At 69.1% G+C, this 13,777-nt stretch carries 12 protein-coding genes; 9 read left to right on the top strand and 3 right to left on the bottom strand.

From position 1 onward, the window contains the following. Nucleotides 1–5: 5 nt before the first annotated feature. Nucleotides 6–1,511 (bottom strand): aldehyde dehydrogenase family protein, encoded by a 1,506-nt coding sequence (locus O3I_RS14600; protein ID WP_014983700.1) that lies wholly within the window; start codon nucleotides 1,509–1,511, stop codon nucleotides 6–8. Between the two features lie 703 nt (nucleotides 1,512–2,214). Here O3I_RS14600 and O3I_RS14595 point away from each other — a divergent pair. From O3I_RS14595 to O3I_RS14555, 9 genes are read left to right on the top strand one after another with little or no spacing between them, the layout of a single operon-like run. Beyond that, nucleotides 2,215–3,126 (top strand): dihydrodipicolinate synthase family protein, encoded by a 912-nt coding sequence (locus tag O3I_RS14595; RefSeq protein WP_014983699.1) that lies wholly within the window; start codon nucleotides 2,215–2,217, stop codon nucleotides 3,124–3,126. 55 nt (nucleotides 3,127–3,181) lie between these two features. Then, a complete protein-coding gene (locus O3I_RS14590; RefSeq protein WP_237748304.1) occupies nucleotides 3,182–4,621 on the top strand; it encodes an aldehyde dehydrogenase (NADP(+)) in 1,440 nt (479 codons plus the stop codon). After that, a complete protein-coding gene (locus O3I_RS14585) occupies nucleotides 4,618–5,841 on the top strand; it encodes an NAD(P)/FAD-dependent oxidoreductase (protein ID WP_014983697.1) in 1,224 nt (407 codons plus the stop codon). The genes O3I_RS14590 and O3I_RS14585 overlap by 4 nt, the downstream gene beginning before the upstream one ends. Then, nucleotides 5,838–6,134 carry a hypothetical protein gene (locus O3I_RS14580; RefSeq protein ID WP_014983696.1) on the top strand — a complete coding sequence of 99 codons (297 nt, stop codon included), beginning with the start codon at nucleotides 5,838–5,840 and terminating at the stop codon, nucleotides 6,132–6,134. The genes O3I_RS14585 and O3I_RS14580 overlap by 4 nt, the downstream gene beginning before the upstream one ends. 16 nt (nucleotides 6,135–6,150) lie before the next feature. After that, nucleotides 6,151–6,750 (top strand): (2Fe-2S)-binding protein, encoded by a 600-nt coding sequence (locus O3I_RS43345; RefSeq protein ID WP_014983695.1) that lies wholly within the window; start codon nucleotides 6,151–6,153, stop codon nucleotides 6,748–6,750. Further along, entirely contained in the window at nucleotides 6,747–8,165 is a 1,419-nt protein-coding gene (locus tag O3I_RS14570) for an FAD-dependent oxidoreductase (RefSeq protein ID WP_014983694.1), read from the top strand. The genes O3I_RS43345 and O3I_RS14570 overlap by 4 nt, the downstream gene beginning before the upstream one ends. After that, the gene (locus O3I_RS14565; protein ID WP_014983693.1) at nucleotides 8,165–9,166 is read left to right on the top strand and encodes a proline racemase family protein; all 1,002 of its coding nucleotides are present in this window, start codon (nucleotides 8,165–8,167) and stop codon (nucleotides 9,164–9,166) included. The genes O3I_RS14570 and O3I_RS14565 overlap by 1 nt, the downstream gene beginning before the upstream one ends. A 31-nt stretch (nucleotides 9,167–9,197) precedes the next feature. Then, nucleotides 9,198–10,622 (top strand): amino acid permease, encoded by a 1,425-nt coding sequence (locus O3I_RS14560; protein WP_014983692.1) that lies wholly within the window; start codon nucleotides 9,198–9,200, stop codon nucleotides 10,620–10,622. Nucleotides 10,623–10,675: 53 nt separating this feature from the next. Continuing rightward, on the top strand, nucleotides 10,676–11,353 hold the full coding sequence (locus O3I_RS14555) for a GntR family transcriptional regulator (RefSeq protein WP_014983691.1): 678 nt from the start codon (nucleotides 10,676–10,678) through the stop codon (nucleotides 11,351–11,353). Nucleotides 11,354–11,381: 28 nt separating this feature from the next. On the opposite strand, the gene O3I_RS14550 is transcribed toward O3I_RS14555, so the two are convergent. Together O3I_RS14550 and O3I_RS14545 are read right to left on the bottom strand one after the other, a co-directional pair. Beyond that, nucleotides 11,382–13,259: a cutinase family protein gene (locus O3I_RS14550; protein WP_041562613.1), complete on the bottom strand. Its 1,878-nt coding sequence runs from the start codon at nucleotides 13,257–13,259 to the stop codon at nucleotides 11,382–11,384. Nucleotides 13,260–13,375: 116 nt separating this feature from the next. Further along, nucleotides 13,376–13,561: a hypothetical protein gene (locus tag O3I_RS14545; RefSeq protein ID WP_014983689.1), complete on the bottom strand. Its 186-nt coding sequence runs from the start codon at nucleotides 13,559–13,561 to the stop codon at nucleotides 13,376–13,378. Nucleotides 13,562–13,777 lie beyond the last annotated feature (216 nt).

The following is a 13,777-nucleotide window of genomic DNA, read 5'->3' as shown; positions in this document are numbered from 1 at the left end:
CCGGGTCACCGGCCGTAGAGCACCCGCGCGAGTCCCGCGAGCACCCGGTTGTCGAGGGGGCGACGGGTGAAGGTGGTCGTGCGCACGGGGCCGGGAAAGCGTTGCCGGGTAATCGCTTTGGCGGCGGTCCACTCACGCAGTCCGTCCGGGCCGTGGATCCGGCCGAAACCGGAGCTGCCGACGCCGCCATAGGGCAGGCCGGGTATTCCCGCGTAGGCGAGCACCGAGTTCACCGAGGTCATCCCCGAGCGCATGCGGCGGGCCATTGCCGTACCGTGCGCACCGGCGAACACCGCGCCGCCGAGGCCGTAGCCGGTGGCGTTGGTCTTGGCCAGCGCCTCGTCCATGTCGGCGACCCTGGTGACCACCAGCACCGGCCCGAAGGTCTCCTCCCGCACCACCAGCGCGTCCTCCGGCACGTCGACCAGGACCGTGGGTTGCACGAAACGCTCGCCGATCACGTCGAGTCCGCCGACCACCGGCTTGCCGCCGCGGGCGATGGCGTCGGCGATGTGCTGCCGGATGATCGCGACCTGCTCCGGCATCGTGATCGGGCCGATCTTCTCGCCCACACCGGCTTTCAGGGTGCGCGCCAGCGTGACGACCCGGTCCAGGAAATCGTCGTAGACCCGCTCGTGCACGTAGGCGCGCTCGACCGAGATACAGACCTGCCCGGCGTTGCTCATGGCGCCCCACACCGCCGCGTCTGCCGCGGCGTTCAGGTCGGCGTCCGCGTCGACCACGATCGCGTCGGTGGCGCCGGCGTCGACGAGCACGGGGGTGAGCGTCTCGGCGCAGGTCGCCAGCACCTGCTGCGCGGTCGCCCGCGAACCGGTGAAGCTGATCTTGTCGACACCGGCGCGGCACAGCGCGGTACCGGTCGCGTCGGCGCCGGTGACGGTCTGGAACAGCCGGTCCTCGCCCGCGATCCGGCCGAAGCTGTCGGCCAGCCACGCGCCGATCCCCGGCGTGTATTCGCTGTGCTTGAGCACCACGGCATTTCCGCCCGCAAGCGCGTAGGCGGCGGTGCCGACGGGCCCGAAAACCGGGAAATCCCACGGACCGAGCACGCCGATCACCCCGAGCGGTTGGTACTCCAGGAGGGCGGCATGATTGATCATGAACGGGCCGGCCGCGATTCGACGCGGGCGCAGGACTTTTCGCGCGTTCTTCGCCGCCCAGTCGATGTGCTGTACCGCGACGACGACCTCGATCGTCGCGTCGGCCCGCGATTTCCCGTTCTCCGCGTGCAGCAGATCTTCGATCTCGCGACGCCGCCGGATCAGCGCCGACCGCCAAGCGCGAAGTATCCGCGCGCGCTCGCCGAATCCCGCGGCGGCCCAGGATGACTGGGCCGCACGCGCCGTGCGCACCGCCGCGCCGACCGCCGCGGCGCCGTGCACCGGATAGGTACCGAGTACTGCGCCGGTGGCCGGATCGAACGAGGCGAAGCGCTCCCCCACCGCCGCGTGGAAACCCTCGGTCGCCGGCCTGGACTCCTCATCGATCACCCTCGAATTCTATCCATGAGCGGGTGCGCCGTCGAGCAATATTCGACCGGACCAGAAATTGCCGGAAACAGAATTAAGAATTTCCTCGGAATATTTAACAAAACTCATGCAGGCGGTAAATCGCCAACGGCAATTCTCACGAAGAGCAACCCACTCCAAATGCGAACGAGCCGATACCACCGGGCACCCGAGCCGGGGCCGCCCCGAACCCGAAACCCTCAAGCATAGGCCGTCAAACCTCCTGCGCATCAGCGCTTTTGCCACAATGCACACAAGACGGGCATGCCGGTCGTACCGGAGCACAAGTACCGGTCGTTATTTTTATCCGGAAACTTCGCCGTAGCAATATGTAACCACTCGGAAATATCCACCTCGGTAAGCTCCCATCTCGAAGAAAGGAACCCCTTCTTCGAATCGCAGATCCACAAGGAGAGAACAATGGGCTTGGTCGCCGGTTTGGTCGAAATTGTCGGAAATCTCCTGCATCTCCTGCTCGGCGGGCTCTGATAAACCGCTGAACACTCGGCCCCGTGTCGCGCGGACACGGGGCCGAGTCGTTTCCGCGCCCGCCTCCCGCGGGTGACCTCCACCACACATCGCCTGTTGCGTGAGCGGGATCACTCCGTTACCTTGTGCAATGTCACACGTCACATGACGCGAATCGCGGCGCTGGTCGTGACTCGTCGCGCAGAGGGAGGCTCTTATGACCGGATCGATCTCGTCGGCTGCCGCCAAGCCTTGGCACGGGGTCCTGGTGGCCACGACGCTGCCGTTCACGGCGGACTACTCGGTCGATTACGACGCGTACGGCGCACACGTCGCGTGGCTGGCGGCGAACGGATGCCACGGGGTCAGCCCGAACGGATCGCTCGGTGAATATCAGACGCTGGACGACGACGAGCGGGCCCGGGTGGTGACCACGGCCGTCGCGGCCGCCCCCGCCGGGTTCACCGTGATGCCGGGCATCGCCGCGTACGGCGCGTTGCAGGCGCGCAAGTGGGCGGTGCAGGCCGCGACCGCCGGGGCACAGGCGGTAATGCTGTTGCCGCCCAACACCTATCGCGGCGGTCGCGACTCGGTGCTCGATCACTACCGCACGGTCGCCGAGGTCGGGCTCCCGATCGTCGCGTACAACAACCCGATCGATACCCGCATCGATCTGACCCCGGACCTGCTGGCCGAGTTGCACGCCGAAGGTTTGATCGTCGGCGTCAAGGAGTTCACCGGCGACGTGCGGCGCTTCTACGAGATCAAGGAACTGGCACCGGAACTCGATGTGCTCGTCGGCTCCGACGACGTGGTGCTCGAACTCGGTATCGCCGGCGCCGTCGGCTGGGTGGCCGGTTACCCGAACGCCATCCCGAAGGCGACGGTCGAGCTCTACAACGCCGCGGTGAACCGCGACCTGGACAAGGCGCTTCCGCTGTACCGCGACCTGCACAAGCTGTTGCGCTGGGATTCCAAGACCGAGTTCGTGCACGCGATCAAGCTGTCGATGGATCTGGCCGGCCGCCGCGGCGGGCAGTGCCGGCCGCCACGGGTCCCGCTCGCACAGGAACTCGCGGCGAAGATCACGGCCGCCACCCGGGACGTGCTGGCCAAGGGCTATCAATAACCGACCCGACGGTCGGAAAGGTTGCATGATGCACACGGCACGTGAGGAGGAACCGATGGACGAGACCACGGTGGACGCGATCGTCGCGGCGGCCGCGGCGGCGGCAAAGCCCTGGGCCGCACTCGGATCGGCGGACCGAGCCGGGGTACTGCGCGGCATCGCGGATCGACTGGACGCGCACGCCGAAGAACTCATCGCCCTGGCGATGCGGGAGACACACCTGTCCGAGCCGAGGCTGACCGCGGAGTTACAGCGCACCGGCTTCCAGCTGCGCCTGTTCGCATGGACCGTGCTCGACGGCGGCTACCTGGACGTGCGCATCGACACCGCGGACCCGGACTGGCCGATGGGTGCGCCGCGCCCGGACCTGCGCCGGATGAACATTCCACTCGGACCGGTGCTCAACTTCGCGGCGAGCAACTTCCCGTTCGCCTTCTCCGTCGCGGGCGGGGACACCGCGGCCGCGCTCGCCGCGGGATGCCCGGTGATCGTCAAAGCCAGCCCCGGGCATCCGCTCCTGTCCCGTGCGGTCGCCGACCTGATCGAGCAGGCGCTGCTCGAATGTGGCGCGCCGAGTGGCACTTTCGGTCTCGTGCTCGGACGCGAAGCCGGCGTCCAGGTACTCACCCATCCCGCGATCACCGCGGCGGCGTTCACCGGATCGACGGCGGGTGGGCGTGCGCTCTACGACCTGGCATGCCGGCGCCCGGTGCCGATCCCGTTCTACGGCGAACTCGGCTCGATCAACCCGGTCTTCGTCACCGAGCAGGCGGCGCGCACCCGGGCCGAGGAAATCGCCGCGGGGCTGCTGACCGCGGTGAGTTCGAGCGCGGGTCAGCTCTGCACCAAACCGGGCCTGGTCGCGGTTCCCGCGGACGCGCCGGTCCTCGGCGCGCTGTCCGATCTGATCCGTACCCGGCCCGTGCCGACCGGCGAGCTGTTGAACGAGGCGATCGCGGCGGGTTTCGCCGCTGTCGTGCGGCAGGTGCGCGACCACGCGGACGTCGAACTGCTGGCGGGCGGCGGCCCGGACGAGGCCTTGCTGCTCGCCACGACGGCCCGCGCCGTGCTGGCCGATCGCGACGGCCTGTTGCACGAAATGTTCGGCCCGGCAACACTTCTGGTCACCTACCGGAACACCGCCGAACTGCTCGACCTGGCCCGGGCGGTGGGCGGTCAGCTCACCGCGACGGTGTTCGGCGAGCAGGCGGACGAGACGACCCGCGCGCTCATCGCGGCGGCCGTCGACGTGGCGGGACGGGTGCTGTGGAACAGCTGGCCCACCGGGTTGTCGGTGACCTACGCGCAGCAGCACGGCGGCCCCTACCCGGCGACCACCGCGCCGTCGTCGACCTCCGTCGGCACCGCGTCGATTTCCCGCTTCCTGCGGCCGGTGGTCTATCAGTCCGTGCCGGAGGACCTGCTGCCACTCGAATTGCGCACCGGCAACCCGCTTTCCGTGCCGCAGTCGGTGAACGGAGCGCCGACGCGATGAACGATTTCCCGCCCCGCTCCCCTGCTCTGCGGGGCACCGACGTGCTGATCATCGGCGGCGGCATGATCGGCTGCGCCCTCGCCGACCGGCTCGCGCTGGCGGGCGCCTCGGTGCGGGTCTGCGAGCGGGGCGGGATCGCCTCGGGCACCACGGCACACGGTGAAGGCAATGTTCTCGTATCCGACAAAGGACCCGGGCCCGAGCTGCGCCTCGCCCAGCTGTCCCGGCGGTTGTGGCCGGAGGTGCTCGCGCGGATCGGCGCACGGCACCCGGCGGACGCGGCCGCCGTCGAATGGGAAGCCAAGGGCGGCATCGTCGTTGCCACCACCGAGCCCGGCGCGGCCGCACTGGCCGAATTCGCCGCACGTCAGCGGAGCGCGGGCGTGCGTTGCGAGCAACTCGACGCGGACCAGCTCACGGCCGCCGAGCCTGCGCTGACCCGGGACGTGTGTGCCGCCGTGCACTACCCCGAGGACGCGCAGGTGCAGCCCGCCGGTGCGGCGACCGCGCTGCTCGAATCCGCCGTCGCCGCAGGAACTCTGGTGGAGACCACCTGCGAGGTGGTTGCCCCGCTGCGCCGTGGCGACCGGCTGATCGGCGTGCACACCACCCGCGGACCGCGGCACGCCGATATCGTGATCAACGCGGCGGGCCCGTGGTCGGCAGCGGTCGGCGCGCTGCTCGGCGCGCCGATCGCGGTGCGGCCGCGACGCGGTGACGTGCTCATCACGGCGCCCATGCCGCCGACCGTCTTCCACAAGGTCTACGACGCGGATTATGTTGGCGCCGTCGGCAGTTCGGATACCGCCCTGCAATCGTCGGCGGTGGTGGAGTCGACGCGCGGCGGTCCGCTGCTGCTCGGCTCCTCCCGCCGGCAATGCGGCTTCGACAACCGGCTGCGCCCGGACAGCCTGGCCGCCATCGCCCGCCGAGCGATTCGGCTCTACCCCGTGCTGGCCGATGTCGCGATCATGCGCGCCTACGGGGGCTTTCGCCCTTACGTCGACGACCATCTGCCCGTGATCGGTCCCGATCCGCGCCTGCCCGGCCTGTGGCACGCGACCGGACACGAAGGGGCGGGCATCGGTCTGTCCGTCGGCACCGCCGAATTGATCTGTGCGGCATTGACCGGTGGCCCGGATCATCCCGACCTGGCGGCGTTCACCGTCGACCGCCCGGCCGTCCGCGCGGCGGAAATCAGTGAGGAAGTGCACCGATGAGCAACCACACCAGCGAACGGCACCGGCTCGGTGGGCGCGTCGACCGGTACGGCCCGCCGAGCTCTCAGGACCGGGCCGCGACCGCGGTCACCGAGACGATCGTGATGCCATGGCCGATGAATGGTCTCGGCTCCGACGGTGAGCTCGCCGCCGAACGGCCGTCACAGGGCGCGTCGGCCATTCGTGTGCCGGACGGCGATCGCGCCGGCGACCTCGGGCACGCACCGGCAACGGCACAATCACCGCCGGTCACCCCGGACAGCAGCACACCGTGCCTAGGAACGCACCGTTGAACTGCGAGGTAACCGCGTGAGCGCACAGCTGATCCCCGCGGGCAGCGATCCCCTCGGCCGCGACGATCGCCCGCTGACCGTCACCGTCGACGGTGTGGCGGTGCGCGGCGTGCACGGGCAAACGCTCGCCACCGTCCTGCTGGCCGACGGTCACAACCACTGGCGCACCGCACCGACCGGCGGTAAGCGTGGCATCTTTTGCGGCATAGGCGTCTGCTTCGACTGTGTCGCCACCGTCAACGGCATCCCCGACATCCGCCTGTGCCGCCGCCCCGCCCGCGACGGCGACACCGTGCACACCCAATCCCGCACGTCGAACACCCACACGGAGCACGCCACGGCTCTGCTCGGTGACCCGAATTCCCATGGCGAGCAGCCAGCTCCGATCAGCAGCCACATCGCACACACGCAGTCTCGCGCGTTCGACACCCACACCGAACGCTCAACGGCTCTGATCAACGACGCGAAACCCGGTAGCGCGCAAAGCACATCGGTCGACGGCGAGACCGCAGCGGCGGACGGCGGCGACCCGGAGCGTTCGGCAGACCGCGAGACCGCGGGCGACGTACCCGGCATCGATGAACGACACGACCGGCCGCGAGGAGGCACCCGATGACCAAGCATGTAGTCGTGATCGGCGGGGGGCCTGCGGGAACGGCGGCCGCGGCGGCGGCCCTGCGGTCCGGTGCGACCGTAACGCTGATCGATGCGAACGAGACGCTCGGCGGTCAGTACAACCGGCGTATTCCTGCCGCGTACGGGGTGCGGAATCCGCTGCGGATCGGGCACGGTTACGTCGCGGCACAGCGTCTGGGGTGGCAGCTGAGTGAGCATCCGCGATGCGAATATCTTTCGTGGGCAGCGGTCTATCAGATCGAGCGGGCACCGCACGGTGGTTGCCCGATCGTGCGGCTCTGGCAAGGCATCGAGGGTGAGCGGCGCACGCATCGCGAAATTCTCGGCGACGCACTGATTCTCGCCACCGGCGCGTATGACCGCGTGTGCCCGTTCCCCGGCTGGGATCTCCCCGGCGTGTACACCGCGGGCGCCGCGCAGACCCTCGCGAAGACACAGCGTCTGCTGGTCGGCAAGTCCGTATTGCTGTCCGGCACCGGCCCCTTCCTCCTCCCGGTCGCGCAGTCGCTGGTCACGGGCGGCGCGCAGGTGCAGGCGATCCTGGAGGCCAACCCGGCTTCTCGGATCGCACGCGAATGGCTCACCCGCCCTTGGCAACTGCGCCACAGTGCGGGCAAGGCTGCCGAGTTGATCGAATACGCCGCAGCCGGGGTCCGGCACCGCGTCCCGCTGCGCACCGCGCATGCCGTGGTAGCTGTCGCCGGTGCCGGTCGCGCCGAAGAAGCGACAATCGCTCGCTTGGACGAGAACTGGGCACCGATCCCCGGCACGCACCGCACGGTACCGGTGGACGCGGTGGCCGTCTCGCACGGTTTCACCCCGCAACACGAACTCGCCGTCGCAGCCGGTGCGGCGCTCACCGCGGACGGCTTCGTCCGGGTGGACGAACAGCAGTGCACCAGCGCCGACAGTGTCTGGGCGGCAGGCGAACTCACGGGTATCGGCGGCGCTCAGGTGGCGGCGATCGAAGGCACCGTCGCCGGGCTCGCCGCCGCGGGCGCGCCCCTCGGACGCGGCTTGCGTGCGCGCCATCGCACCGCCGGGCAGTTCGTCGCCAGGCTCGCCGCCGCTCATCCGATCCGTCCGGGCGTGCTGACCTGGGCGCTGCCGGACACCGTGTGCTGCCGCTGCGAAGGCACCACGCACGCCGAACTGACCGACGCGTGGTCGCGCAGCACCGGAGGTGGCTATCGCCCGGCGAAGCTGGCCACCCGCGCCGGTCTCGGCCCGTGCCAGGGCCGGATGTGCGCGGCGAATATCGAAGCGCTGCGCCGCCATTCGTGCCCCGACGGCACGGATGTGCCCGGTCTCGCGGCGGCCACCCCCGCCTGGCGTCCACTGGCCGCGCCCGTGCGGCTGCGCGAACTGGCCGATCTCGACAACGAAGGATCCTGATGCGAAGCAAGACGATCATCTCGGCGATCGACACCCACACCGAGGGCATGCCGACCAGGGTGATCACCGGCGGTGTCGGCACGATTCCCGGCGACACCATGGCGGCCCGGCGCGCCTACTTCGCCGAGCACCTGGACGGCCTGCGCAAACTACTGGTCAACGAGCCGCGCGGGCACGCCTCGATGAGCGGGGCGATCCTGCAACCGGCCACCACCGCCGACGGTCACTACGGCGTGCTGTTCATCGAGGTCAGCGGTCTGCTGCCGATGTGCGGCCACGGCACCATCGGGGTCGCGACCGCCCTGATCGAGGCGGGCATGGTGCCGGTCACCGAACCGGTCACCGAGATCCGGCTCGACACCCCGGCCGGCCGGGTGATCGCCGAGGTCGCGGTCAGCGGCGGGCACGCCGATTCGGTGACGCTGCGCAACGTGCCCGCCTACTGCGACAGCCTGGACAACAAGGTCGAGGTGCCCGAGCTGGGCACGGTGCGCTACGACCTGGCCTATGGCGGAAACTTCTATGCCATAGTCGATCTCGCCGAGGTCGGCCTGCCGTTCGATCGCGCGCACAAGGACCGCATTCTCGCCGCCGGGCTCCGGATCATGCAGGCGATCAACGAGTCCCGGCGCCCGGTGCATCCGGCGGACGAGCAGATCACGGGCTGCAAACACGTCCTGTTCCTCGATCCCGCGTCGACCCCGACCCATACCCGGCATGCGATGGCCATCCACCCCGGATGGTTCGACCGGTCCCCGTGCGGCACCGGCACGTCCGCGCTGCTGGCCCGGCAGCACGCCCGCGGCCTGCTCACCGACGACCAAGTGCTGCAGAACGATTCGTTCATCGGTACCACGTTCTATGCCCGTGCCGTCGAATCGACCAGCGTGGGTACGCGCCCCGCGATCGTGCCCGCCATCACCGGCCGCGCCTGGCTCACCGGCACCGCCAACTACCTGCTCGACCCGTCGGATCCCTTCCCCGAGGGCTTCGTTTTCTGATTCATCGCTCCACCCCTCGAAAGGCCCGGCAATGAAGCCTGTCACCACCCGACCCCAGCGACCGCCGCTCAGCCGCGCGACGATTCTGCGCCGAATGCCCGTAACCGACAGCGACACCGGCGATTTCGCCAAGAGCATGGGTCTGTGGCAGCTGGTCGCGCTCAGTCTCGGCGGATTGGTCGGCGCGGGCGTGTTCTCCCTGGCCGGTGTGGTGGCCAAGGAGGTGGCGGGGCCCGGCGTGCTGCTCTCGTTCGGCATCGCCATCGTCGCCTCCGGCGCGGCGGGGCTCTGCTACGCCGAATTCGCCGGGATGGTGCCGCGGGCGGGCTCGGCCTACACCTACGCCTACGTGTCCCTCGGGGAGATCATCGGCTTCTTGATCGGCTGGGACCTGCTGCTGGAGTACACCGCCATCGTGTCGGTGGTGGCGATCGCGGTCTCCGGATACCTGAACTACATCACCCACTACTTCGGATTCGACCTGCCCACTTGGGCATTGGGCGCGCCGGGCACCGGTGCCGGGCACAAGGTCGACCTGTTCGCGGTGCTGCTGTGCCTGCTGCTGGCGTTCCTGCTCTCCCGCGGCACCCGCGAATCCGCGCGCGTGCAAACCGGACTCGTCATGCTGAAGATGGCGATCGTCGCGATCGTGGTCGTCGCCGGTGCCTTCCACATCAAGGCGGGCAATTACACGCCGTTCTTCCCGCTCGGCGTCGGCGGTGCGGTATCGGGTGCGGCGCTGGCGTTCTTCGCCGTCTACGGCTACGACGCGATGAGCGCGGCGGCCGAGGAGTCCACCGACGGCAAGAAGCTGCTGCCCAAGGCGATCATGATCAGCCTCGGCATCGCCTCGGTGGTCTACCTGCTGGTCTGCCTCGTGATCGTCGGCATGGTGAACTACACCGATATCGACGTCGCCGCGCCGTTCTCCAGCGCCTTCGACAGCATCGGGATGGGCATCCTCGGCCTGGTCATCGCGGTCGGCGCGGTCGTCGGCGTCACCACCTCGGCCTTCGCCAACATGCTCGCCGTGACCCGGGTCGGTTTCGCAATGAGCCGGGACGGCCTGCTGCCCGCCTACTTCGGCAAGTCCGATCCGCGCCGCAAGGTGCCGACCCGGGTGATCTGGCCGGTCGGCGTCGTCTCCGCGCTGATCGCCGGCTTTCTGCCGATCCGGGAGGCCGCCGAGCTGACCAACGTGGGTATTCTGATGGCCTTCATCGTCGTCGCGATCGGTGTGGTGTGGCTGCGCCGGACACGCCCCGAGGCCGAGCGCACCTTCCGTACCCCGTGGGTGCCGGTGGTGCCGCTGCTCGGCAGCGGCTTCTCGGTGTGGCTGATCAGTCACCTCACCTGGGTCACCTGGCTGCGGTTCGTGCTCTGGCTGCTGCTCGGGGTGGCGCTGTACTTCGGCTTCAGCTACCGCAACGCCAAGCTGAACGCCGTTGACGGCTAACTATTCTGATATCGACGGGGCCTGGCCCACCAGCAGATAACCGGAGCACACTGATGATCGAACGACTGGATACCCGCAAGCGCCCGACGCTGCGCGACCACGTGTCCGACGCCTTGCGCGCCGCGATCATCTCCGGCGAGCTCGAACCCGGCGTGCTCTACTCCGCGCCCTGGCTGTCGGAACGCTTCGGCGTCTCCGCCACGCCGGTCCGCGAGGCGATGCTGGACCTGGTGAAGCAGGGGCTGGTGATCTCGGTGCCGAACAAGGGCTTCCGGGTCACCGAGGCCTCCGACGAGGATCTCGACGCGATCGCCGAGATCCGCCTGCTGCTGGAGCCGCCGAGCGTGCGCGCCATCGTCGACCGCATTCCGCAGGCGGACCTGCCGGGGCTGCGCGCGGCGGCCGACAAGATCGTCGACGCGGCCAAGCGGGGCGATCTGGTCGAATACGTCGATGCCGATCGCCGGTTCCACCTCATGCTGCTCGCCTACTGCCGCAATCCGCGGCTCTCGCAGATCGTCAGCGATCTGCGAGCGCAGACCCGGTTGCTCGGTCTCGCCGCGCTGGTCGCGCGCGGCGAGCTGGACAACTCGGCGCAGGAGCACCACACCATCCTCGATCTGATCGAACAGCGTCAGGGCGCGCAGGTGGAGTCCTTCCTGCGCAATCACATCGGGCACGTGCGCGGACTCTGGGCTCCCGGAAACGCCCCCGACAAGGACGCCTCCTGAGCCCGAGTCCGCCGCGGGCCCGGCCGCGTCACCGTGGTCCGATGCGCGAGTTCAACCAGTCGCCGAGCCAGCCGATGGCGTTGCGGCCGGTCTCGTCGACGATCAGCGCGCCGTAGTTGACGTGCGCGTTGGACGCGAAAAACATTGCCGCGCTGATGCCGTCGCCGATGAGGTCGAACAGGTTGATCCCGGGCGACGGTTTCGAGGTGGCGAGCGCGGCGGTCAGGTCGTCGAGCCCGGTGTCCTTGCGTTCGGCCGTCAGCATGCCCATCGCGACCCCGGCCAGGTCCTGCCCGATCGGCAGCAGCGCCGAGAGCGCGACCGCTGCCCCGGCCGGGTCGGGCTGCTGGCCGGGCGGCGGCGCCAGCTTCTCCAGCACCGACCACGCGACTTCCTGGATCCGGCCCGCGATCTCGGCGAGTTTGGGGATGTCGATGGTCGAGAGCACCGAGGCGGCGATCGTCGCGATCTGCAGGAAGCCTTGCGAATTGGGCACCATCGAGAGCACCTGCGACACCCATTTCACGTCGACCGCGGCGAGCAGGTCGACCAGCGGCCGCAACTGATTGTTCAAGGTGCCCGCGATGGCGTGCGCGCCCGCGGCGTCGCGCGCCAGCACCTTCTGCGGGAGCAGCGCCAGGTTGTCCAGGATGCCGCGGAAGTCGAGGGTGGTGACCTTGGCGACGACATCCAGTGCCTGGTTGACCATCTCGCTCGGTTTGAGCAGCGCCAGGATGCCCGCCGCGGATTCCAGGACGCCCACGGGCAAGGTGATCAGCACTTCGATCTGCCCGTTGAGCGAATCGGACAGGCCACTCAGCGCCGCTACTTCGGGTGAGCCGGCCGGTAGCGTCTCGACACCGTTGTTCAACAGGTCGGTGGCGTTTCCGGCGATCGTGTTGGCCGCCGACACGGCGCCGGACAGGTCCGACTGGGCGGCGCCGTTGAGCACCTTGCCCGCGCTGTGCTCGGCCGAACCCGCTGGGGCGGCGGCCAATTGCTTCGCGGCCGCACCGGAGCCGACCAGTTCGGCGAGCGGGCGGATGGTGTGCTCGACCGTATCCGCCTGCTCGCGCACCCGGGTCAGATCGACACCGCGCGGGTCGACCAGGCTCGCGGCCAAGTCGCGCACGGCCGCGGCCAGGCCCGGCAGATCCGCCTTGGAGAAGTCCGAGGTCAGGGCGCCGGCCAGCCGGGAGTCGCTGGGCAGCTTGCTCAGCAGCGAACCCAGCTGTCCGAGTAGCGGATTGGCGTTCTTCTGGATCGAGCAGTACAGGTCGTTGGGGTCGCAGATCGAGGTGACCCGGCCGGAGAGCGCGCCCATCCCGCGCGGCCGCGGGTCGGCGATCCCCTTGCCCGGGGTGCGGGGGCCGACCGCGGTTTCGCCGGTGGTGCCCGCGGCCGGATCGGACAGCAGCCCGACGCCGAGCACCCGGTCGGCCGAGATCGGGCCGCGCCCGTTGCCGATATCGGAGGCGATGTCCCCGGCGGCGTCCGCGCCCTGGCTGTAGCCGGTGATGGTGAACTTCGTCCCGGCGCAGCGGGTTCCGTAGTCGCGCAGCGCCTTACGCGCGTTGGTGAGCGCGGTGTTCTTGCTGTCGGCGTAGGTGTGGCCGTTGTCGAAGGCCCGTGCCATGTAGGGCGTGAAATAGATGGCCGATGTCGCGCCGTGCTCGCGCTGGATCGCCTCGGCGATCGGTCTGAGCATGCCGATCGGCTGGGCCGGATCGGCCGCCTCGTTGGTCTCCCAGGTGCCGGGGATGAAGAGATTGAAAGTGTCCGCACAGCCGGATGTTCTGGTGTGCACGCTGGCCGGGGAGGCGACTCCGGTGGCACCGAGGGTGACACCGACGGCCACCATCGTGGCCACCACCACACAGCGCTTGGACGAGGGCAGGACAGGCATCAGAACCTCACCGATATCGATCGGGCACCCGCCGCCACCCGGGCGGACGGGCAAGAGGGCGTACGACTTTCAGCGCGACAACCGTGGTCGCCGCGCTGACTGTCGCGAATTCCAGGTCAGGACAAATGACCGACAATGGAGGAAAGCAGTTTCAGGCTCAATTTGAGCAAATCGATGCTGTCCCCGATCGACCCGCCGCCGGACGAACCGGTGCTGCTGCTGAGCGAACTCGAATCGTCACTCGAACCCGAGCCAGCGGCAATGATATTGACCGAATCCATGATGCTGATGAAAGCCGACATGTCTAGAACCGCCTGTCTTTTACCGGTGTTTGCAGCAACCAGACTCCCCCGCAACCATGTTCACGTCCAGACCGGTTCAACTGGGGAAGTTGCGCCTACCCCGCAGGTCCAGGCAAGAGCCGGTGCCGAGCCGAAAACTGTTCTCCCCACTCCACACCGGGCGGCCGCCGAACCGGGGCCCGGGCCGCCACGCGCTATTTCCCCGCGATTGAGAAC

It is taken from the genome of Nocardia brasiliensis ATCC 700358 (assembly GCF_000250675.2).
Taxonomy (GTDB): domain Bacteria; phylum Actinomycetota; class Actinomycetes; order Mycobacteriales; family Mycobacteriaceae; genus Nocardia; species Nocardia brasiliensis_B.
This window is presented reverse-complemented; position numbering and strand designations above follow the sequence as displayed.